Origin of the sequence: Microbacterium sp. NPDC089321, assembly GCF_040684935.1 — a bacterium.
GTDB lineage: Bacteria > Actinomycetota > Actinomycetes > Actinomycetales > Microbacteriaceae > Microbacterium.
In genome coordinates, this window is sequence record NZ_JBFBGX010000001.1 from 748478 (window position 1) to 769737 (window position 21260).

General features: G+C 69.5%; 15 protein-coding genes. 3 read left to right on the top strand and 12 right to left on the bottom strand.

Going from position 1 to position 21260, the window contains the following annotated elements; translation table 11 throughout:
- The first annotated feature begins 6 nt into the window (after window positions 1-6).
- Window positions 7-1920 (top strand): DUF5107 domain-containing protein, encoded by a 1914-nt coding sequence (locus tag AB0N59_RS03515; RefSeq protein ID WP_363478792.1) that lies wholly within the window; start codon window positions 7-9, stop codon window positions 1918-1920.
- A 123-nt stretch (window positions 1921-2043) separates the two neighbouring features.
- Complete coding sequence (locus AB0N59_RS03520; protein WP_363478795.1) at window positions 2044-4467, top strand: polysaccharide lyase 8 family protein; 2424 nt, start codon at window positions 2044-2046, stop codon at window positions 4465-4467.
- Between the two features lie 105 nt (window positions 4468-4572).
- Here the strand turns inward: AB0N59_RS03520 and AB0N59_RS03525 are convergent, their stop codons facing one another.
- The 10 genes from AB0N59_RS03525 to AB0N59_RS03570 form a co-directional block, all read right to left on the bottom strand.
- On the bottom strand, window positions 4573-5796 hold the full coding sequence (locus AB0N59_RS03525; protein ID WP_363478798.1) for an FAD-binding oxidoreductase: 1224 nt from the start codon (window positions 5794-5796) through the stop codon (window positions 4573-4575).
- A 289-nt stretch (window positions 5797-6085) separates the two neighbouring features.
- Window positions 6086-7450 carry an extracellular solute-binding protein gene (locus AB0N59_RS03530; RefSeq protein ID WP_363478801.1) on the bottom strand — a complete coding sequence of 455 codons (1365 nt, stop codon included), beginning with the start codon at window positions 7448-7450 and terminating at the stop codon, window positions 6086-6088.
- 98 nt (window positions 7451-7548) lie between these two features.
- Window positions 7549-8505, bottom strand: a complete 957-nt coding sequence (locus AB0N59_RS03535) for a carbohydrate ABC transporter permease (protein WP_363478804.1) — start codon at window positions 8503-8505, stop codon at window positions 7549-7551.
- Window positions 8505-9497, bottom strand: coding sequence for a sugar ABC transporter permease (locus tag AB0N59_RS03540; protein ID WP_363478807.1), 993 nt, complete (start codon window positions 9495-9497; stop codon window positions 8505-8507). Before AB0N59_RS03540 ends, AB0N59_RS03535 begins: the two co-directional genes overlap by 1 nt.
- A gap of 530 nt (window positions 9498-10027) precedes the next feature.
- A complete protein-coding gene (locus AB0N59_RS03545; protein WP_363478810.1) occupies window positions 10028-10801 on the bottom strand; it encodes a DeoR/GlpR family DNA-binding transcription regulator in 774 nt (257 codons plus the stop codon).
- Between the two features lie 19 nt (window positions 10802-10820).
- Complete coding sequence (locus AB0N59_RS03550; protein ID WP_363478812.1) at window positions 10821-11687, bottom strand: class II fructose-bisphosphate aldolase; 867 nt, start codon at window positions 11685-11687, stop codon at window positions 10821-10823.
- The gene (locus AB0N59_RS03555; RefSeq protein ID WP_363478815.1) at window positions 11684-12652 is read right to left on the bottom strand and encodes a 1-phosphofructokinase family hexose kinase; all 969 of its coding nucleotides are present in this window, start codon (window positions 12650-12652) and stop codon (window positions 11684-11686) included. Before AB0N59_RS03555 ends, AB0N59_RS03550 begins: the two co-directional genes overlap by 4 nt.
- Window positions 12649-13635, bottom strand: a complete 987-nt coding sequence (locus AB0N59_RS03560) for an ROK family protein (protein WP_363478818.1) — start codon at window positions 13633-13635, stop codon at window positions 12649-12651. The genes AB0N59_RS03555 and AB0N59_RS03560 overlap by 4 nt, the downstream gene beginning before the upstream one ends.
- A gap of 31 nt (window positions 13636-13666) precedes the next feature.
- Window positions 13667-14566 (bottom strand): sugar isomerase, encoded by a 900-nt coding sequence (locus tag AB0N59_RS03565; protein WP_363478821.1) that lies wholly within the window; start codon window positions 14564-14566, stop codon window positions 13667-13669.
- Between the two features lie 64 nt (window positions 14567-14630).
- Complete coding sequence (locus AB0N59_RS03570; RefSeq protein ID WP_363478824.1) at window positions 14631-15773, bottom strand: ROK family transcriptional regulator; 1143 nt, start codon at window positions 15771-15773, stop codon at window positions 14631-14633.
- A 275-nt stretch (window positions 15774-16048) separates the two neighbouring features.
- Between AB0N59_RS03570 and AB0N59_RS03575 the strand changes: the two genes are divergently transcribed.
- The gene (locus tag AB0N59_RS03575) at window positions 16049-20365 is read left to right on the top strand and encodes an alpha-N-acetylglucosaminidase TIM-barrel domain-containing protein (protein ID WP_363478827.1); all 4317 of its coding nucleotides are present in this window, start codon (window positions 16049-16051) and stop codon (window positions 20363-20365) included.
- Window positions 20366-20512: 147 nt separating this feature from the next.
- On the opposite strand, the gene AB0N59_RS03580 is transcribed toward AB0N59_RS03575, so the two are convergent.
- Window positions 20513-20818, bottom strand: coding sequence for a chorismate mutase (locus AB0N59_RS03580; protein ID WP_204975230.1), 306 nt, complete (start codon window positions 20816-20818; stop codon window positions 20513-20515).
- Window positions 20819-20822: 4 nt separating this feature from the next.
- On the bottom strand, window positions 20823-21170 hold the full coding sequence (locus AB0N59_RS03585; protein ID WP_363478830.1) for a hypothetical protein: 348 nt from the start codon (window positions 21168-21170) through the stop codon (window positions 20823-20825).
- Window positions 21171-21260: the final 90 nt, after the last annotated feature.

Consider the following 21260-nt stretch of genomic DNA (forward strand, 5'->3'; position numbering starts at 1 on the left):
GACATCATGACTGCCACGCTGACGCTCACCTCGGTCACCCTCCCTTCGGCGCCGGTCGGCGCCCCGAACCCGCTGCCGGCCGTCGCGGCGATGCCGCAGGCGCCGTACGAGGCGTCGACCGTCGGGCTTCCGGATGCCATCGCCGAGAACATCCGGTACGGCCAGGTCGCCAGCATCCATCCCTATCTGCTGCAGGATCAGTACACCCGCGAGCGGACGGCCGCACCGATGCGTCTCGCCGTGCTCGAGAACGACCTGATGAGGGCCGAGTTCGCGCTCGACCTCGGCGGCCGGCTCGTTCGTCTGCTCGACAAGGCGAGCGGCCGGGACCTCGTCTACCGCAACGAGATCTTCCAGCCGGCCAACCTCGGGCTGCGCAACGCGTGGTTCTCGGGCGGAGTCGAGTGGAACATCGGCATGCGAGGGCACTGGCCGCTGACCTGCGCGCCGCTGTACGCCGCATCGATCACCGCGCCCGACGGCGAGCCGGTGCTGCGCATGTGGGAGTACGAGCGCGTACGAGGACTGATCGTGCAGATCGACGCGACGCTCGACTCGACCGTGGCGGCGCTGCACGTGCGCGTGACGGTGCGCAATCCTCACGCCGCCGAGACGGGCATGTACTGGTGGACCAACATCGCAGTCGCGCAGACCGAGGGCTCGCGCGTCTTCGCTCCGGCGACGCACGCGTATCAGACGCAGTACGACGGCACGCTCGCGCAGGTCGACGTCGCGTCGCCCGACGTGAGTCGCCCGGCCGAGGCGCAGGCGGCTGCCGACTGGTTCTACGCGCTCGACGGCTCGCAGACGCCGTGGATCGCGGCGCTCGAGCCCGACGGCTCGGGGCTCGGTCACGTCTCGTCGCCGCGTCTGGCCGGCCGCAAGCTGTTCGTGTGGGGCGACACGACGGGCGGCAGGCACTGGCAGCACTGGCTGGGCGGCGAGACCGGCTCGTACTTCGAGGTCCAGGGCGGCCTCGCGACGACGCAGTACGAGCATCTGCGGATGCCCGCAGGTGCGACGTGGGAGTGGACCGAGACGTTCCTGCCGGTGCAGGTCGACGGCGTCTCGTCTGCCGACTGGCCGTCGGCCGTCGAGGCGGTCGGCGCCGAGATCGGGCGGGCGGCGGATGCCGCGGATGCCTCGCGCCTGGAGGCCGTTGCCGACTTCGAACCCGGCGAGCTGCTGAACGTCGGGTCGCCGTGGGGCGCGCTCGAGGCGATGCTCGCCGAGCGGTACGACGCGGCGTTCGAGAGCCTGCCGGGGGTGCGCTTCGATCCGTCAGCGGGCGAGGACGCCGGGTACTGGCGAGCTCTGCTGCACGGTGAGGCACCGGATGCCGACGCGGATGCCGACGTGACCGTCCCGCCCGCGAGCTACGTCGCCGGGGCACTGTGGGAGCGGCTGCTCGCCGAGGCGCCGGCGAGCTGGCTGACGCACTATCACCGCGCGGTGATGGCGCACGCTCGCGGCGACCTGGCGGGAGCGACGGCCCACTACGAGGCATCGCTGCGGTCGCATCGCTCGGCATGGGCGCTGCGCGGGCTGGGTCTGGTCGAGATGGCGAGCGGGGATCCGGATGCCGGTGTCGCCCACCTCTCCGACGCCCTCGCGCTGGCTGAGGGCCTCGCCCCTCTCGCGCTCGAACTCGGTGACGCGCTGCTGGCCGCGGGGCGGGCCGATGAGGCATCGCGTCTCGTCGTCTCGCTGCCCGACGAGCTGCGCGAACGAGGCCGGTTCCGGGTGCTCGCGGTGCGCGCGGCGCTGGCATCCGGAGACAGGGCCGAGGCGGGACGGATGCTGGAAGACGAGATCGACGTGCCCGACATCCGCGAGGGCGAGCTGAGCATGTCGGAGCTGTGGCGACAGGCGTTCCCCGATCGCCCCGTGCCCGCACGCTACGACTTCTCGATGACCTGATGACCGGCTTCTGAACCGCAGCGGCGTGACCCCCGAAGGCTGACGTTAATTCGTTCACCCTCTTTACATAGTGCGGGCAAGCGTTTACCTTGGGAGCACTTCCCACCCCTCAGGAGGCCGATGATGTCCCCCCTCGAAGTAGACCGCCGTTCCTTCCTCGCGTTGCTCGGTGCCGGAGCCCTCGTCACGATGACCGCAGGCTCCGCGACCGGCGCGTTCGGGGCGACCTCAGATCCCCTCGCCGCTCTCATCGAGAAGCGCCGCGTCATGCTCGCGGGCGACGGCAGCGCCGCATCCGTGCCAGAGCTCGCGAGCGTGCTCAGCGGCATGAGCGACGCCGCCGACGCGAGCTGGAACGCCATGGTCCGCCCGATCGGCGCACCGGGCGTCTGGGCCGACCTGCCCGTCGCCGGGGTCACCGGAACCACGCTGTCGGGCAACATGGGCGTCACCTTCGACCGCCTGTTCAGCCTGGCCCTCGCCTACTCCACGGCCGGCACCCGCCAGCATCAGGATCCGGCTCTGGCATCCGACCTCGTCGCTGCCCTCACCTACCTCAGCACCGACGTCTACATCGCCGGCCGCGCGGCCGTCGGCAACTGGTGGTTCTGGGAGATCGGCGTTCCCCGCAAGGCCGCCGACACGCTCATCCTGCTGCACGCCGTCGTCCCCGCCGAGGTGCGCACCGCGCTGATGGCGGCCGCCCGCTACTTCACCCCGAACCCCAACTGGCGCGGGCGCGGCACGAGCTTCGCCGAGACCGGCGCGAACCGCACCGACAAGTCGCTGTCGTGCGCGCTGCGCGGCATCCTCGACAACCGCCCCGACGAGATCGCGCTCGCGCGCGACGCCCTCAGCGACACCGTGCGCGGCGGACGCAACAGCGTGTTCGGCTACGTCACGAGCGGCGACGGCTTCTACCGCGACGGCTCGTTCGTGCAGCACAGCTACCTGCCCTACGTCGGAACCTACGGCGTCGTGACGCTGGGCGGCCTGGCCGAGATCCTCGGCCTGCTCGGCGGCAGCGAGTGGGACGTCGTCGACCCGAACAAGTCGGTGATCCTGGATGCCGTCGAGGGCGCCTTCGCGCCGTTCATCTGGAACGGCCGGATGATGGATGCCGTGCGCGGACGCGCCGTGTCGCGCCAGAAGGCGCCGGACTACATCGACGGAGCCGGCGCGATGACGGCGATCCTGCTGCTCGCGCAGAGTGCGGGCGATCCCTACCGCGGGCGCTACCTGTCGCTCGTGAAGGGCTGGCTGCAGCGCAGCAGCGAGAAGCAGTACGGCCTGCCCTCGCAGACCGTCGCGAAGTCGCTGCCGGTCACCTCGATCCTGGGCGACGACGCCGTGCAGGCGGCGCCGGCACCGGTGTACACCAAGGCCTTCGGCGACCAGGACCGCCTGGTGCACCACCGCCCGAACTTCAGCGCCGTCGTCAACATCTCGTCGAACCGCATCGGGCGCTACGAATGGGGCAACCGCGAGAACAACCTCGGCTGGTACCAGGGCGACGGCCTCACCTACGTCTACAGCACGGCAGACCAGGCCCAGTTCAGCGCTGACTTCTGGCCGACGGTCGACCCGTACCGCCTGCCGGGGACGACCGTCACCGCCGAGCCGCGCAAGAACGGAGCAGCCGACGGCACCGGCATCCCCCGCGCATTCCAGCGCTTCGCCGGCGGACTCGCGCTCGATGACCGCTGGGGCATCCAGGGCATGGATCACCTCAACCACAACAAGACGCTCAGCGCTCGCAAGTCGTGGTTCTTCCTCGACGACAAGATGGTCTGCCTCGGGGCCGGGGTGACCTCGGCATCCGGATTCGACGTCTTCACCACGATCGAGAACCGGTCGTTCCCCGCAGGATCTGTGCCGATGCTGCGGCCCGACAACCGCTACCGGTCGCTGGCCGCGGATGCCGCCGCGGTGAAGGTGCGCCGCAACGTGCACATCGACGGCCACGGCGGATACGTCTTCCTGAAGGGCGAGGGCGTCAGCGGCGACATCGATGTGCAGGTCGTGCGGCGCAGCGGCGACTGGATGACGATCAACTCGGGCTCCGACACCGGGGGATCCGACGAGGTCAAGACCCGCGACTACGTCACGATCACGCACCACCACGGCACCGACCCCTCTGGTGGCGGATACGCGTACGTCGTGCTGCCGAACGTGCACCACTCGGCGACGTTCGACGAGTCCGAGACGCCGACGGTGTCGGTGGTCGCGAACAACGCGACCGCTCAGATGATCGCGGTCGCAGGTGCAGGGCTGACCCTCGCGAACTTCTTCGCGGCGGGTTCGGCAGGCGGGTTCTCGGTGACCGGGCCGTGCTCGCTGGCCGTGCGCACGGCCGACGGTCGCACGACGGTGGCGCTCTCGGACCCGAGCCGCACGCAGACCGTCGCACGGGTGACGCTGCCCTCGTCGGCCGGAACCTCGGTGATCGAGGCGGACTCCGGGGCGCGCGTCGTCTCGACCTCGCCGCTCACGCTGGAGTTCGACCTCGACGGGCACGGCCACTCGAACCGGATCGTGCTCGGCTAGTCGCTCGCCGCGCCGCCGTCGAGCCGCGGGTCGAGAGGTCACAAAAGCACCGCAAGCCCCCGTACCGGTGCCTTTTCGACCTCTCGGCCCCCGCACCCGACGGGGCTAGCGCAGCGGGTTGAAGGGGCGGATCTCCTCGGCGATGCGGCCCGTCGTGATCTGCTCGGCGAGCAGCTTGCCCGTCGCGGGCCCGAGCACGATGCCCCACATGCCGTGGCCGCCGGCGACGTACACGTTCGGTGCCTGGGTCGCGCCGACCAGCGGCAGTCCGTCGGGCGTGACGGGGCGCGAGCCGACCCACTCGTCCTGGCGGTCGTCGAGGTCGAGCCCGGTGAACATCTCGCGCGCCTGCGCGATGATCGCCTGCACGCGTCTCGGCTGGAACGGCTCGTCCGGCCGGCGGAACTCCATGGTGCCGGCGATGCGGAAGCGGCCCTGGTACGGGGTGCACGCGATGCGCTGAGACGGGAAGTACACCGGATGCTCCTGCGGAACCTCGGTCGAGACGGTGAACGAGTACCCGCGCCCGGCCTGCACGCGCGTGCGCACACCGAGCTTGCGCGCCAGTGCGGGCATCCAGGCGCCGGTGGCGATGACGACCGAGTCAGCCTCGAGCCGCTGACCGTTCGACATGGTCACCACGGGGCGACGGGTCGATGAGACATCGGTGGCCTCGTAGCCGGTGATGAGCTCGGCACCGCGCTCGACCACAGCGGCGCCGAGCGCCTCGAGGAACGGCGCCGGCTCGAAGAAGCGCTGGCCGTCGAGGCGGTAGGCGTGCGTCACGGCATCCGACAGCACCGGCGCGAGCTCGCGCGGGTTCTCGAGCCGCTCGAAGGGCACGTCCTGACCGTGGCGCACGACGCCTTCGATCTCGTGCAGGAAGCCCTTCGAATCGGCCTCCTGCTTGAAGCCGATCACGAACGGGCCCTCGCGGGTCCACGACTTCACGCCGCCGTCGAGGAGCTCGTCGAAGCACTCCAGCGCGATCTTGTCGATCGGCGTGAGGTCGGCCATCGTCCTGTCCCACGCACGGTTCGTGCCGTGCGCCGCGAACTGGCCGAGGAACATCCAGAGACCTGGATCCACCCGGAAGGGCACGTGCAGAGCCGCATCCGGGTCGAGCAGAGCCTTCGGCCCGTAGGTCCACAGCCCCGTGTCGGCGAGCGGGATGGTCTTGCCGGGCGTCAGCCACCCGGCGTTGCCCCACGATGAGCCGGCGCCCACGCCGACCCGATCGATGACCGTGACCTCGACCCCGCGCTCCTGCAGGTGCCAGGCGGTGGCGAGCCCGACCATTCCGGCACCGACGACGATCGTCCGCGACATTGCGTCCTCCTGAGACAGCTGTTCGTGGGCGCGAGAAAGCGCCCACACTTGTGATTATGCAGATTCCGAGCCGTCCCGGATGCAATCACGCAGATTCTGCATGAGCAGAGCCGTCGATGCCCGAGATCCTCGGTACGGGCTGCTGAAAGCCCCGTGCGACCGCTGAATCTTCGTCCTTCGGCCCGCGCTGCCGCAGACACCCCTGGAACGACGCAGGATCCGGATGCCTGAAGCACAGGCATCCGGATCCCGGTGCGTCCGCCGCGACCTCAGGTCGCGGACCGCGACGTCACTTCTCGATGTTCTCGTACGCCCGCATCGCCGCCTTCTGGGCATCCTTCAGGGCGTCCTCCGGCGACTTGTCGCCGAGCAGCGCCGCCGTGATGGCGTTGTTGAGCTCGTTCTGGATCTCCTGACCAGCGGGCGACGACCCGAACGACTGGCCGTAGTCGACCACGTCGTAGTACGTCGAGATCACCTGGTCGAATCCGGCGTTGCCGCTCTCGACCACCCACTTGTCGCGGATCGCCTTGTCGGCCGCGGGAGAGCCGGTGAAGAGGCCGGTGTTCACTCCGCCGTCCTTCTTGCGGGTCTCGCCACGCGCCTCGCCCGCTGCCGCCCACGCGTCGTCCGACGTGAGGTTCACCATCCATGCGCACGCGGCGGCGGGGTTCTTCGCCCCGGCCGGCACGACGAACGCGGTTCCGGATGCCACCGAGAACGGCTCACCGTCCGCTCCGCGGAACGGCACCGCCTCGAGCTGCAGCTTGTCCATGTACGGCGAGAGCACGTTCGGGTACCACTGCGCGTTCACCTGGCCGCCGACCTGCTCGGCCACGAACTGGTTGTTGTCGCCGAACGTGTCGAAGGAGTCGGTGAAGCTCTTCACCGCGGCGAAGCCGCCCTGGGCATCCGTGATCTTCTTCAGCATCTCGATGCCGGCGATGTTGCTCTCGTCGTCGAGGGTCGGTGCGCCCTTCTCGTCGTTGAGCTGCCCGCCCATCCCGAGGATCCACAGTCCGCTCTGGCCGGTGGCCTGCGGGTCGAAGCCGAGGCGCTTGGGCACCCCGCCCTCTTCCTGATAGATCTTGCCGATCGCCTCGAGCAGCACGTCGGGCTTGGAGGTGTCGAAGTCCTCGGCCTTCACGCCCGCCTCGTCGAGCACCTTCTTGTTCAGCATGATCGCCGGCGGCTGGTAGAACTGCGGCACCGCCCAGATCTCGTCGTCGTAGGTGACGTCGTCGACGACGAACGGGTACCAGTGCTCGCGCGGCTTCACGTCCTGCTCGTCGAGGCATTCGTCGAGGGGCATGATGAGTCCCTGCGCCGCGTAGGTGGTGACGTACCGCCGGTCCATCTGCACGACGTCGGGCACGTTGCCGCCGGCGAGGCGGGTGGTGAACTTCTGCGCGTCGAAGGCCGTCGCGTCGAGGTCGACCTTGACGTCCTTCAGCTGCTCTGCGGCGTAGTCGATGCGCGACTGTCCGACGTCGTCGGCGTTCTCGAATCCCCAGGCCTTCAGGTCGCCGGTGGCCTTGGCGCCCCAGTCGACCTCGTCGGCCATGTCAGAGGCATCCCCACCCCCTCCGCAGCCGGTGAGCACGACAGCGGATGCCGCGACGATCGCCGCGATTCCCAGAATGCGCTTGTGCATCTTCTTCCCTCTCGGTCTGGCGGCGGTCGCTGTGCTCCGCCGCGGTTCTCTCCCCGTCCCGGATTCCCCATCCGGATGCTGTGATCCGCCGGCCCTGTTCAGCCCTTCCGGCCCTGCGTGGCGACGCCTTCGATGAAGTACCGCTGCCCGAACGCGAACAGGATGAGCATCGGCACCGTGACGATGAGCGAGGCGACCATGACGTACTGGTAGTCGCCGTGGCCGCCGGCCGTCGGGCTGTACTTGGTCATGGCGTACGCGATGCCGAGCGGCGCGGTGAACTCGTCGACCGATCCGGCGTTCAGGTAGATGAGCGCGGAGTACAGGTTGTTCCAGCTGGCCTGGAACTCGAACAGGAACACGATCACGAACGACGGCACCGACAGCGGCATCGCGATGCGCCAGAACAGGCCCCAGTAGCTCGCGCCGTCGAGGCGCGCAGCCTCGAACAGCTCGCGCGGCAGTCCGAGATAGAACTGGCGCTGCAGGAAGATGTAGAAGGCCGAGCCGAACAGGTTCATGCCCCACAGCGGCACCCAGGTGCCCAGCAGCCCGGTCTCCTTCCAGATCAGGTAGATCGGGATCATGGTCACGGCACCGGGCAGCATCATGGTCGCGAGCACCAGGCCGAACAGCAGCCCCCGTCCGGGGAACTTGAAGTACGCGAAGCCGAAGGCGACGATCGAGCTCGACACGGCCACCGCGGTGGCCGCGAGCAGGGCGATCGCGACGCTGTTCCAGAGCCAGCTCATCAGCGGCAGCTGGTTCCACACCTCGATGTAGTTCTCGGGGACGAACGTCTTGGGGATGAGCGAGTTGTCGAAGACCTCGCCGCGCGGCTTGAAGCTCGCCGCGAGCAGCCACGCGAACGGGTACAGGAAGAGCAGCCCGAACCCGACGAGGATGATCGTCAGCACGATCCGGGCGGCGAAGCTGCGCGGCTGGCTCATGCTGCGGCGCCACTTCGAGCGCTTCGGCACGGTGTTGACGACCGTCGACGGGTCTGGCCGCTCGCCGTCGCTTCGGCGGGGCAGATTCTGCAGCGACGTCGCCATCAGCGGTCTCCCTCGTAGTAGACGAAGCGGTTGCCGAACTTCACCTGGATGACGGTGATGACCATGATGATCACGAACAGCAGCCAGGCCATGGCCGCGGCGAACCCGAAGTTGAACTGCCGGAAGGCCTGCTGGAACAGGTAGATCGCGTAGAACAGCGACGCCTCTGGTGACGAGTTGCTCTGATCCCGCCAGAACAGCAGGTACGCCTGGTCGAAGATCTGGAACGCCGCGATCGACAGCACGATGACGTTGAAGAACATGGCGCCCGAGATCATCGGCAGGGTGATCGAGAAGAACTTGCGCACGCTGCCGGCGCCGTCGAGCGATGCCACCTCGTACAGCTCGGTCGGCACGTTCTTCAGCGCCGCGAGGAAGATCACCATGGTTCCGGCGACCGTCCACAGTGTCATGATCACGATGCTGGGCTTGACCCACGCCGGGTCGACGAGCCACTGCGGCCCCTCGACGCCGAAGAGGCGCAGGAACTCGTTGATCACGCCGGTGTTGCCGTTCAGCAGCAGGAAGAAGACGGCGGCCGTCGCGACCGCGGGGGTCATCTTGGGCAGGTAGTACAGGGTGCGGAAGACACCGGCGCCGCGGCCCACCCGGTTGAGCAGCATCGCGAGCACGAGCGCGAAGATGATCTCGAGCGGCACGGCCATCACGACGTAGAACAGGGTGTTGCCGAGCGACACCATCACGCGCGGGTCGTCGAACAGCTCGGCGTAGTTGTCGATGCCGACCGGTCGGGCGGTGTTCGTGGCGAGGTTGTAGTTGCTGAACGAGATATACAGGCTGTAGATCATCGCGCCTGCGGTGAACACCAGGAACCCGATGATCCACGGCGTGATGAAGAGGTACCCGGCGATCGCCTCGCGTTTGTTGTAGCGGTCGCGCGCCGGTTTCGGACCGCGACGGAACCAGCGCCGCTTCTTCTGGGCCTGCTGCTCTGCCGGAGCGAGGGCCTCCGGCGTCGTCGTGATGCTCATCTGCCGCTCCCGCCGTGTTCGCACCGACGCGCCACGACGAGGGCATCCGCTGCACCGGCGCGCGCACGACAGAGCGCGACGGGAGACCACTGGCACGCGTGCATGCCCGAACGCTACTGTCGCGCCGAGCTTTCAGGACGGCCCTTGCCAGGCGGCTCACAGACGTGCATCATTAGCGGAATGGCGCCCGCTGGACTTCTTCTCTGGGCTGGTCAGGCAGGATTACCGCGCGACGACCGCCGGAGGGCGTCGATCTTCTCACCGTGAAGGCGGGCCCGTGTCGACTCACCGAGTGCTGCAGGGCGCGGTCGGCAGCGTGCGGGTGCTTCGGCGCGACCTGCACGCGCTGCCCGTTCCACCTGGGCTGCCTGAGGCGCCGGACGACGCGCCTCGGCCCGTTCACAATTCAGGAAGCACACCCGGATCTGCCCGTCATCGGCCGCTGCAGGGCAGGATCCGGCCAGGTTCTCCTGAGTTGTGAACGCGCGAACCGGGCGCCGGCCCTGACAGGCGAGGCGCGACCAACCGGGTCAGCCTGTACGCACCTCGAAGCCTGCCCCCTCGAGCGACGCGCGCTGGTCGCCGGTGGCGGCGGGGTCGGTGATCACGAGCGGGAAGAGATCGGCGCCGCCGACGTGCGCGAAGGCCGTGCGCCCGATCTTCGAAGCATCCGCGACGATCACAGCGCGCGCGGCGCGCTCGGCCATCATGCGGTTGACGGCGGCCTCGGCCTCGTCGTGCGTGCTGCCGCCGGCCTCACCAGACAGGCCGTTGACGCCGATGAAGGCGATGTCGAGCCGGATGCCGCCGAGCAGCTGCTCGACGAAGGGGCCGACGAGCTCGAAGCTCCGGCGGTGGATCACGCCGCCGGTGACGACGACCTTGAACTCGGGGCGCATCGCCAGCTGCGCGGCGATGTTGACCGCGTTGGTGACGACCGTGAGGCCGCGGTCTGCGAGGTCGTCGCGAGCGGCGAGCGCGGTGGCGATGGCGTTGGTGGTGGTGCCGCCCGAGAGCCCCACGACCTGCCCGGGCTCGACGAGCGCAGCGGCGACCGCCGCGATCTGCTCCTTCGCCCCCGTGCCGTGGTGGCTGCGGTACCGGATGGGCAGCTCGTAGGCGACCGACTGGGCGACGGCTCCGCCGTGCGTTCGCGTCAGCAGCCGGCGCTCGGCGAGGCTGTCGAGGTCGCGGCGGGTGGTGGCCGCCGACGCTCCGAAGCGCTCGACGAGCTCGTCGACGCTCACCTCGCCCTGGGCGGCGAGCAGATCGAGGATGGCGGTGAGTCGGGCGGCGCGCTTCATGTCGGGCTCAGTCTGACACTCAGTCCGCCACGAGGGCGAACAGGCGCAGCATGCGGGCCGCCTCCGCGGCGACCGCCTCACGCGCCGGCGTCAGGTACTTGCGCGAGTCGACCAGCTTCTCGTCGGCGGCCAGCGTCTCGCGAATCGCCCGGGTGAAGAAGCCGTTCAGGTGGGTGGAGACGTTGATCTTCGTCATGCCGGCGCGCACGGCCTGCACGATCACGTCGTCTGAGACGCCCGACGAGCCGTGCAGCACGAGCGGGATGTCACCCCCGGTGCGCCCGATGCCGTGCAGGGCGTTCTTGAGGCGGGCGATGAGGTCGATGTCGAGCGATGCCGAGCGGTCGAGCATGGCGTGCGACGACCCCACAGCGACTGCGAGCGAGTCGACGCCGGTGGCCTCGACGAACGCGCGGGCCTCGTCGGGGTCGGTGCGCACCCCAGGGGCGTGAGCGCCGTCCTTGCCGCCGACCTCGCCCAGCTCTGCCTCGATGTAGACGCCGGCGGCGCGGGCGCGCGATGCCACGTCTGCGGTGATCTCGACGTTCTGCTCGTACTCGAGCTTGCCGCCGTCGAACATGACAGACCCGAAGCCGAGCTCGATGGCCTCGTCGACGAGCTCGGGGCGCTCGGCGTGATCGAGGTGCACGGCGACGGGTGTCTTGGCGCGACGGGCGATGGCGAGCGTGGCCCAGCCGATCGGCTCGAGGCCGCCGTGGTAGTCGGCGCAGTTCTGCGAGATCTGCAGGATGACCGGCAGGCCGGCGCGCTCGGATGCCGAGACGAGCGCCTCTGCCGTCTCGAGGTGGATCACGTTGAACGCGCCGATGCCGGTGCCGGCCGATGCGGCCGAGCGCATCAGTTCGCGTGCGGATGCGAGGGTCATCGGATCTCCTTCGGGTTGTTGCGGTCGGTGAGCGTGAGGGCGGCCTCGAGGTCGGTCCAGGACGGATGGATCGAACCGGCGAGCGGCATGAGCACCGCTGCGGCCGACCAGGCCGTGGCGCGGCGCAGGATCTGCGCGGGGTCGTGAACGCCGGCGTCCATCAGCACGGCGCACGCCGCGACACCGGCATCCCCCGCCCCCGTCGGGTTTCCGGCCAGCGGCTCGCCGAGGCGGGCATGCAGCACCGAGAGACCGCCGGATGCCGTGGCCGAGACGGCCAGCATCCCGTCGGCTCCGAGCGAGAGCAGCACGAGTCGGGCGCCGCGGCGGATCAGCTCGCGCGCGCCGTCGATCGGGTCGTCGAGACCGGTCGCGTCGCGCAGCTCGTGCTCGTTGGGCTTGAGAACGGATGCCCCGGCATCCGCCGCCGCGAGCAGCGCCGGGCCCGAGGTGTCGGCGATCACCGTCACGCCGGCGTCGCGGCCCAGACGGATCAGGCCGGGCAGCGCGTCGTCCGGGATGCCGGGAGGCAGGCTCCCCGAGATCACCAGCACCCGCGCGGGGCCGGCGGGATGCGGTCCGGCGAGCGCAGCGGCGACGGCATCCCGAAGCGCCTGCCACTCCGGGTCCGACGGCGCGATGCCGCGCTCGTTGACCACCGTCGTGTCACCGAGAGACTCATCGACCAGCGCGACGCTGCGGCGCGTCGCCCCGGCGACCGGAACCAGCACGTGAGGCACGCCCGACGACGCGAGCTCAGACGCGAACTCCGCGCCGGTCGCGCCGCCCGTGGTCGTCACCGCGACCACCGGCGCACCCTGCGCGTGCGCGACACGAGCGACGTTGAGGCCCTTGCCTCCGGCGCGCACCTGCCCGGCATCCGCCCGGTGCGTGCCGCCGACGGCGAGCGACGCGACGTGCCAGGTGAGGTCGAGCGCCGGGTTCGGCGTGACGGTGACGATCATGCGCTCGCCGCCTGCCTGGCGCGCAGCGCCGATCCGAGGATCCCCGCGTTGCCCGACAGCTCGGCGGGAACGAGTTCGGGGATGCGGTGGAAGCTCAGGCGATCGGCGAGGCGGGTGCGCAGCTCGTCGAAGAGCGCGCCGCCGGCGCGCGACAGCCCGCCGCCGATCACCACCGCCTGCGGCGCGATCACCGCGGTCAGCTGCGCGATCGACATGGTGAGCGCGTCGAGTGCGTCGTTCCAGATGCGCGCCGCCGTCTCGTCGCCGGCGGCGGCACGGGCGATGACCTCGCGCGCCCCGTCGACGACCTCGCCGGTGGCATCCGTGTAGCGGCGCGAGATCGCCCCGGCCGAGGCGACGGCTTCGAGGCATCCGCGTGCCCCGCACGGGCAGGGCCATTCCCCGATCGGCGAGTGACCGATCTCGCCCGCGTAGCCGCCGGCGGTGTACGGGCGTCCGTCGACGAGCAGGGCTCCCGCGATGCCGGTGCCGATGATCAGCACGACCGCGTTCGCGTAGTCGCGAGCGCCGCCCAGCACGTGCTCGGCCCAGCTGGCCATCCGCACATCGTGGTCGAAGGCCACGGGCATGCCGAATCGGGCGGACATCAGCTCGCGCATCGGCGCGTCGCGCCAGCCGAGGTTGCTGCTGAACACGCCGATCCCGCGCTCGGGGTCGACGATGCCAGGCACGACGAGGCCGATGGCCTCCGGCACGACGTCCGGATGCTGTGCACGCAGCTCATCCGACAGCTCGGCGAGCCTGTCGATCAGGCGCGCGGGGCTGTCGTCGCCGCCGGCCGGAGTGGGCGTGCGGCGCAGTCCGAGCGCCGTGCCGTCGGCGTCGAACAGCGCCGACTTGATGTCGGTTCCGCCGACGTCGAAGGCGAGCACGGGCACGCCGGCGCCGATCGTCACGGCGCGGGCGAGTCGCTCGCCCGATTCGTCGCTGATCACCTCGGGGATGCCGCTCTCATCTGACATGCGCGTGCTCCGTGGTCGGTTCGGGCAGGGGTCAGTCGTCGAGGATCACCGAGCGGGTGAGGTTGCGCGGCTGATCGGGGTCGAGGCCCTTCGCGACGGCACGGTCGAGGGCCACGCGGTGCAGCCGGACGAGGTCGGCCATCGGGTCGATCGCGTGCTGCACGAAGCGTGCGCCGGTCGCCTCGACCTGCGCCTGCAGGCCGTCGGGCGCGGCACCCAGCTGCCAGGTGATGCGGCCGGGGGCGGCGATCGCGATCGGGCCGTGGCGGTACTCCATCGAGCTGTACGACTCGGTCCACGACTGCGACGACTCGCGCATCTTGAGGGCGGCCTCGTGTGCGAGCCCCATGGCCCAGCCCATGCCGAGGAAGCTGTACTGGTCGGCCTCGGCGAGCGCCGCATCGTCGCTGCCGTCGAGCACGGCCTGCGCATCGGCGATCGCGCCGTCGAGGTTCTCACCCAGCGAGGCGCGGAAGAGCGCGAGCGCGGTGGTGGCGAAGCGGGTCTGCACGACCGACTGCTCGTCGGCGAAGGGCAGCCCGATCACGGTGTCGGCCAGGTCGACCAGGGGCGAGGTCGTGTCGCCGACCACGGCGACGACGGGAGTCGCGCCCGTGACGCGCTCGGTCAGCTCGAGCACCTCGGTGGTCGTTCCAGAGCGGGTGAGCGCGACGATCGCGTCGTAGCTGCGCCCGAACGGGAACTCGGATGCCGTGAACGCGTCGGTCTCGCCGTGACCGGCGGCCTCGCGCAGCGCGGCGTACGACTGGGCCATGAACCACGAGGTGCCGCAGCCGACCACGGCGATGCGGGCACCGGATGCCGGAAGCAGAGCCTGCTCGTCGCGCATCGCGGCGGCGCGCGCCCAGGTCTCAGGCTGCGAGGTGAGCTCCGCGCGCATGTGCGCGCCGCGGTTGCTGTCTACGACCATACTTCTGTGCTCCTTCTGCCAAGCGGGTTAGTGACAGTTTATGGATTTTTTGTCGCAACACCAATCAAATGCGATCATTGGGCACTCGCAAGCCCAGCACACCCGCAGTGACCAGGCTCAGCGCCCCGCGCAACACGATGTCGCCCCCCATCGCATCGACCCGCATGTCGAGCGACGACCACGCGTCATCGGTCAGACGGGGCCGCATGGCCTCGCGCGCCGCGGCCAGGAGCGGTCCGGCGATCGCGTCGTTCACCCCGGTGAGGATGAGGGCTTCGATGCCCAGCGCGCCGACAACCGGAGCGAGGGCGTTGCCCAGCATCCGACCCGCGGCGTCCAGAATCCCGGCTCGCTCCTCGGCATCACGCGCTCCGGAGAGCCGCAGGTGCAGCCGCGGAAGCGACAGCGTCGCCTCGAGGCATCCGACGCGGCCGCAGACGCACGGAGCATCAGCGTCATCACCGCTGGCGATATGACCGATCTCCCCGGCAGTGAATCGGGAGCCGTGGATGAGCTGCCCGTTCGCGACGATGCCGCCGCCGACGCCGTACCCGAGCTTCACCGCCATCAGATCGGTCGGCTCCGGCGAGAGGGCGTACTCGGCGAGGGCGACGAGGTTGGCGTCGTTCTCGACGCACACCGGGAGCTGCAGCTCGCGGAGCATGATGTCTCGCAACGGCACCTGCGACCAGCGCAGATTATGGGATTCGAGGATCACACCGTCTGCATCGACGGTGCCGGGGGCGCTCACGCCGACGCCGAGGATCCCGACATCGACCGTGTCGCTCAGCTCGTGCGCAAGGTCGATCGCGGCCTGCACCGCATCGTCTCCCTTGACCGGCCCGCCGAACCCGGCAACGCGGTGATGAACACCGCCTGCCAGGTCGAGCACCGCGCCTGTGAAGCCCTCCGCCGGAGACAGGTCCATCGCGAGGATCCGCCACGCGCTCCAATCGAAGTTGAGCTCGACCGCGGGTCGCCCCGGACGGTCGACGGCTCGACGACGCGTCTCGACGACGAGGCCGTCTTCGATCATGTCCATCACGAGAGCCGACACGGTCGCCTTCGTGAAACCGGCGGCGCGCGCCAGGTCAGCGCGCGACTGATCCGGCTCGGCGACGAGCAGCTGCAGCACACGGCCGTGGCTGCTGCCTGGCAGTTGCCGCTGCAGCCGGAGCGCATCCGACCGCGTCTCCTCAAGGGTCATTCGGGTTCCACCGTCTCTACTTGCCGTCCACGCTCGCCGAGCGCGGCGACGCGGTTTAGTTCTCGAGATGAACTAAACCGATCCCTCAAGGTAGGCGTCGCCATCGGGCTCTGTCAATATCCCCGATCCGCGGCTCCCAGCTACCTGTTGACACACCGCCGACGGCCACTTATGGTCGTCACCATCGCCTTAGTTCACTCTTTAAACTAATCCCGATCTCCCCGCTCTCACCGCCGAGGGCACCTCGCAAGGATGCGATCGAACGGAGTACGCGCATGCGCATCAGACAGCAGTCACCTTCCCGACCACGCTCGAGTCTCGCCGTCGTCATGGTCACCACCCTCGCGCTCATCGGATCCCTGATGGCGCCGAGCGCGTCGATGGCCGATGAGACCACCGACGTCGCCCGCTGGGACTTCACGACCGGCACGGCATCCGACGTCTCGTGGCACGGCCACGACGGCACCGCCACCGATGCAGTCACCTTCCAGGCGGAAGGCGCGGGAGCCGTGTTCAACGGCTCCAACGCCAGCGAGATCACCGTGCAGCACACCGCCGCGCTGCAGCCGACCGCCGCGGGGACCGACGGCACCTGGCGGATCGCCGTCAGCGGCATCGTGCCCTCGACCGTCGGCAGCATCCACCGGACGGTGATGGGCTCGCGCAACGCCGACAACGGCTGGGCCCTCTACATCACCCCCACTCGCAGGTTCGAGTTCTGGATGGCGCAGACCACGGGGACGACGAAGTACGCGATCGCGTCGTCGAACGTCGTGGCCGAAGCAGGCAAGTCCTACGACATCGTCCTCGAGCGCACCGGGGCGAAGATCAGCATCGCTGTGAAGGGCGCTGCCACCGGCTCGGGCACCGGCACACTCGGCGGCACCTACAGCCCCGTCGCCGACGGCACGCCGCTGCGCTTCGGAAACGGCGGAAACGCGGGAGGAGAGTTCTTCTACGCAGGCAGCATCGCCGGCGCGACTCTCACCGTCGCCGAGTCCGAGGGCGAGCCTCCGGTCGAGCCGGAGCCTCCTGTCACCATCCCGGACCCCGACTATCCGCTGACCGACGAGCAATACGAGGCAGCCGCAGCCGCGGTGTTCGCGCGCACCGCGGGCGACGTCGCCGATCAGGTCAGCTTCGACATGGTGCGCTCCGAGACGCACGACGAGAAGTTCACGATCGACGGGACCCCCGGGAACATCTCCATCGTCGCGAGCACTCCCTCAGCACTCACCGCGGGCGCCGGCTGGTATCTCAAGTACGTGGCCAACGCCGCCGTGAACCTCGGCGCCGCCGCGCCGACCCTACCCGACGTGCTCCCCGCTCCCGATGCCCCGATCACCAAGACCGGACACGAGGCGTATCGCTTCGCGCTCAACGACACGAACGAGGGATACACCGATCCCTACCTCGACTGGGAGGGCTGGGAGCGGCTCCTCGACAACCTCGCGCTGCACGGCATCAACCAGGTCTTCCTCAGCGTGGGGACCGACTCGGTGTTCGCCCAGCTGCTCACCGAGTACGGCTACACCGACGCCGAGGCACGCGCCTGGATCCCGCAGCCCGCGCACCAGCCGTGGTGGGTGCTGCAGAACATCAGCAACGAGGGTCAGGAGCCGATGACCTCCGAGCTTCTGGCCGCGCGGGCCGAACTGGCGTCGAAGATCGTCGATCGCGCTGACGAGCTCGGCATCCTGCCCGTGCTCCCCGGGTACTTCGGCACCGTTCCCACCGACTTCGCCGAGCGCAACCCCGGCGCCAACGTCGTGCCCCAGGGCACCTGGAGCAACTACCAGCGCCCCGGCTGGCTCGACCCGACGACCCCGCTGTTCGCCGAGGTCGCGGCCGACTTCTACCGCATCTCGAGCGAGCTGATCGGCGCGGCCGGCGTGTACAAGATGGATCCGCTGCACGAAGGCGGGCGAGCCGGTGACGTGTCGGTCCCTGACGCCGCCACCGGCATCGAGGCGGCGCTGCGGGCGGCGCACCCCACGGCCCTGTGGTCACTGCTCGGCTGGCAGAGCAACCCGACGACGACCCTGCTCTCCGGGGTGAAGGACAAGTCCCGCCTGCTGATCGTCGACGGTCTCTCCGACACGGTGACGACCCTCGACCGCGAATCGCGCTGGCCGGGCATCCCGTGGGCATTCGGCTCGATCTACAATTTCGGCGGCAACACCTCGATCGGAGCCATCAGCACCGTCTGGCTCGACCGTTACTTCGCGGCCCGCGCCAAGTCGGGTTCGTCGATGAACGGCGTCGCCATCCTGCCCGAGGGCTTCTACAACAACCCCGCCGCATACGAGCTGATGTCGGAGCTGCCCTGGATGGACAGCGCGCCCGATCACACGCAGTGGTTCCGCGACTACGCGAAGGGGCGATATGGCACCGATGCGGCCGCTGAGGCGTGGGAGACCATCGCCGAGACGGCGTACTCGATGGAGCCCATCGGCACGCACAGCGAGTCGCACGACGGCCTGTTCTCGGCGCAGCCCAGCCTCACCACTACAAAGGCGCGCGCATGCTGCGCCCGCGGCGTCGTGCGCTACGACATGGCGGCCTTCGCCGCCGCGCTGCCGCAGCTGCTCGAAGCCGACGCGTCTGTGGTGCAGCGCGACGCGTACGAGTACGACGTGACCGATGTGACGCGTCAGGTCGCCGTGAACGTGGCGCGCGACCTGCTGCCGCAGATCAAGGCCGCACACGACGCTCGCGACGTTGCGAAGTTCGACGAGCTCACCGCCACCTGGATGGACCTCATCCAGCAGCTTGACGAAGTGCTGGCCACCGAGGACGACTTCCTCCTGGGCGCGTACGTCGAGCGAGCCAAGGCGCAGAACGGGGCGATCGGCACCTACGATCTGCAGAACCTGCTCGCCGCATGGGGCACCGAGGGGAGCTTCGGGCTGCACGACTACGCCAACCGGGAGTGGCAGGGACTGATGGGCGACTTCTACGCCTCGCGCTGGAAGCTGTACTTCAGCAACCTGCGCACCGCGCTGACGACGGGCACGGCCGCACCCTCGGTCGACTGGTTCGCCTTCGACGAGAAGTGGGCCAAGGCCGATCACAGCTACCCGAGCACCGGGTCCGGCGACGTGATCGCTGAGGCGGAGGAGGTCGTCGACTTCCTCGGTGAGGGCGCGACGTCGATCACCCTGGACGCGCCCGCCGTCCGCCCGGGGATGTCGACCACGATCACGGCGACCGTGCAGAACACCTCGCCGCTGGGTGTCGTCGACTCCGCGGAACTCACGCTGAAGGTGCCTGAGGGGCTGACTGTGGAGAACCCGACCGTTCGCCTGAATGGCCTCTCGCCGGGTGAGAAGCGCACCATGACATGGGCCGCGTCGATCGCACCGGAAGGCTTCAGCGGCGCGATCGCGGAGGTCAGTGTCGATGCGAGAGTCGCGGTCGACGACGAGGTGACGGAGTCGACCAGTCAGGCATCGATCCTCGTCGGCGCAGCCTCGTCAGCGGAGTGGAAGCTGCATTCGACGGAGCCGGGTGCGGAGTTCGCCTTCGCCGGCGCGCAGATCGGCCTGCGCACCACAGGTCGCGACTTCTCGCGAACCAACCGCTACTTCAGCTCGGCCTACCGCGAGGACGTCGTCGCCGACGGCGACGTGGTCACGGTGCACGTCGATCTGCAGGAGACCGAGGGCTCACGTCCCTGGGCGCGGACCGGACTGATCCTGAGCAGCGGCGTGGCCACCGCGAATTCGCCGATGGCCGTGCTCGCGCTGACACCGGGCAACGGCTGCGCCCTGACCTGGAACAGCGGATCCGGCGGATCGCTCGACACCCATCGGAACAACAGCGCGTTCGCCGGATCGGCGTGGCTGAGGATGGTCCGCACGGGCAGCAGCTTCGTCGGCTCCTGCAGCGACGACGGTAAGACCTGGACGACGATCGGCACGGCCGTCCCGGCCGGCATCGGCGCGGATGCCGTGGATGCCGGAATCTTCTCCTCCGCCGTCAATACCGGGGCCTCCGACCGCGTCCTCGCCGGCTTCTCGCAGTGGAGTGTTCGCGAGGTCGCCGCGCCGGCGGCATCGGCAGCGGTCGAGGGTCGCACCGTCACGCTGACGGCCGAGGCCGACAGCTCCGACATCGCTCGCATCGAGTACGCGATCGGTGACGGCGCATGGCAGACGTACACCGCCCCGATCACGCTCGAGGGCCACGACGCCGTCGTCGTCTCGTACCGCGCAGTCGACACCCGCGGGGTCACCGGCCCCACGGGGTCGGTGACCGTGCCGGCAACCGATCCGGCCGACATCCGGGTGATCACACCGCGCGGGTCCGCCAAGACGGTTCTGGTCGGTGAGCGCACCGCCGGGTTCGGAGCTCAGGTACGCGATGGCTACGGCCACTCGGTGCGAGGGGCGGAGGTGACCTTCACGGTCACCGGCGGTGAGTTCCTCGGCGGCCGCACCACGGTAGTCGCCAGGACCAACGGGGCGGGAATCGTCATGGCACCGGCGGTGTCGTCACAGAGCGCCGGGGAGGTCACGATCACTGCTGCGGTCGGTGACGAGATCGTCACACTGCCGACCCTGACGGTGGTGGACGCCACCGACGGCTGATCGCGTCGAACAGGAGGGGCGGTCGGCTGCGCATCGCGGCCGACCGCCCCTTCGCGTGCGTCACAACTCCGGAAAATCCCGCCGGAATCGCGCGCGACAGCCGGCTTCAGGTCCGTACGGCCCGGATCTCCGGAGTTGCGTCGCCCGTCAGCGGTTCTCGGCCGCCTCGGTGTGGTGACGGATGACCTCGGCCACCACGAAGTTGAACCACTTCTCGGCGAACTCCGGGTCGAGGTGCGCCTCTTCCGCGAGCGCGCGCAGTCGAGCGGTCTGCTGCTCTTCGCGGCCGGGATCCGAGGCGGGCATCTCGTGCTCGGCCTTGAGCCTGCCGACCTGCTGCGTGCAGCGGAACCGCTCGGCGAGCATGAAGATCAGTGCGGCGTCGATGTTGTCGATGCTGGCTCGCAGGCGCAGCAGTTCTGCGCGCGCCGCCTGCGCGTCGTCCGTTCCCACAGTGTCAGCTGTGTCCGGCGTCGGTGCGACCGGTGTGAGTGTCATCACCGGGATACGTGCCGTCGGTGTACTCGCCTTCGTCCTCTTCGACCAGGCCACCGGCGCGGCGCTCCGCCGCGGCATCCGGGCGACCGCTGTCGGTCAGGTCGGCGTCGGTGTACTGCCCCTCACCGTGATGGGGGTGGTGCACCTCGCGGCCATCGGCCGAGTAGACGCCGTCGGTGTACTCGCCGTCGACCTGACCGGGATGCGCGTCGGCGTGATGCGCGACCGCCGCTCCGTCAGCGTGATCGGCGTCGGTGTACGAGCCCTCAGCGGGTTCGGATGCGTCGTGTGCGTGTTCGTCGGACATGAGATCCTCCAGATACTCGGTCGCACTTCTCACGATAGTCAACCCCGCGTGGGTATGACAGGGCGCGATGGGCGGCCGCCCTAGAGTATT

What these genes read in the sequence shown, in the direction of transcription:
- AB0N59_RS03515 (WP_363478792.1), top strand. Translation starts at nt 7, where the DNA reads ATGACTGCCACGCTGACGCTCACCTCGGTCACCCTCCCTTCGGCGCCG.
- AB0N59_RS03520 (WP_363478795.1), top strand. Translation starts at nt 2,044, where the DNA reads ATGTCCCCCCTCGAAGTAGACCGCCGTTCCTTCCTCGCGTTGCTCGGT.
- AB0N59_RS03525 (WP_363478798.1), bottom strand. Translation starts at nt 5,796, where the DNA reads ATGTCGCGGACGATCGTCGTCGGTGCCGGAATGGTCGGGCTCGCCACC.
- AB0N59_RS03530 (WP_363478801.1), bottom strand. Translation starts at nt 7,450, where the DNA reads ATGCACAAGCGCATTCTGGGAATCGCGGCGATCGTCGCGGCATCCGCT.
- AB0N59_RS03535 (WP_363478804.1), bottom strand. Translation starts at nt 8,505, where the DNA reads ATGGCGACGTCGCTGCAGAATCTGCCCCGCCGAAGCGACGGCGAGCGG.
- AB0N59_RS03540 (WP_363478807.1), bottom strand. Translation starts at nt 9,497, where the DNA reads ATGAGCATCACGACGACGCCGGAGGCCCTCGCTCCGGCAGAGCAGCAG.
- AB0N59_RS03545 (WP_363478810.1), bottom strand. Translation starts at nt 10,801, where the DNA reads ATGAAGCGCGCCGCCCGACTCACCGCCATCCTCGATCTGCTCGCCGCC.
- AB0N59_RS03550 (WP_363478812.1), bottom strand. Translation starts at nt 11,687, where the DNA reads ATGACCCTCGCATCCGCACGCGAACTGATGCGCTCGGCCGCATCGGCC.
- AB0N59_RS03555 (WP_363478815.1), bottom strand. Translation starts at nt 12,652, where the DNA reads ATGATCGTCACCGTCACGCCGAACCCGGCGCTCGACCTCACCTGGCAC.
- AB0N59_RS03560 (WP_363478818.1), bottom strand. Translation starts at nt 13,635, where the DNA reads ATGTCAGATGAGAGCGGCATCCCCGAGGTGATCAGCGACGAATCGGGC.
- AB0N59_RS03565 (WP_363478821.1), bottom strand. Translation starts at nt 14,566, where the DNA reads ATGGTCGTAGACAGCAACCGCGGCGCGCACATGCGCGCGGAGCTCACC.
- AB0N59_RS03570 (WP_363478824.1), bottom strand. Translation starts at nt 15,773, where the DNA reads ATGACCCTTGAGGAGACGCGGTCGGATGCGCTCCGGCTGCAGCGGCAA.
- AB0N59_RS03575 (WP_363478827.1), top strand. Translation starts at nt 16,049, where the DNA reads ATGCGCATCAGACAGCAGTCACCTTCCCGACCACGCTCGAGTCTCGCC.
- AB0N59_RS03585 (WP_363478830.1), bottom strand. Translation starts at nt 21,170, where the DNA reads ATGTCCGACGAACACGCACACGACGCATCCGAACCCGCTGAGGGCTCG.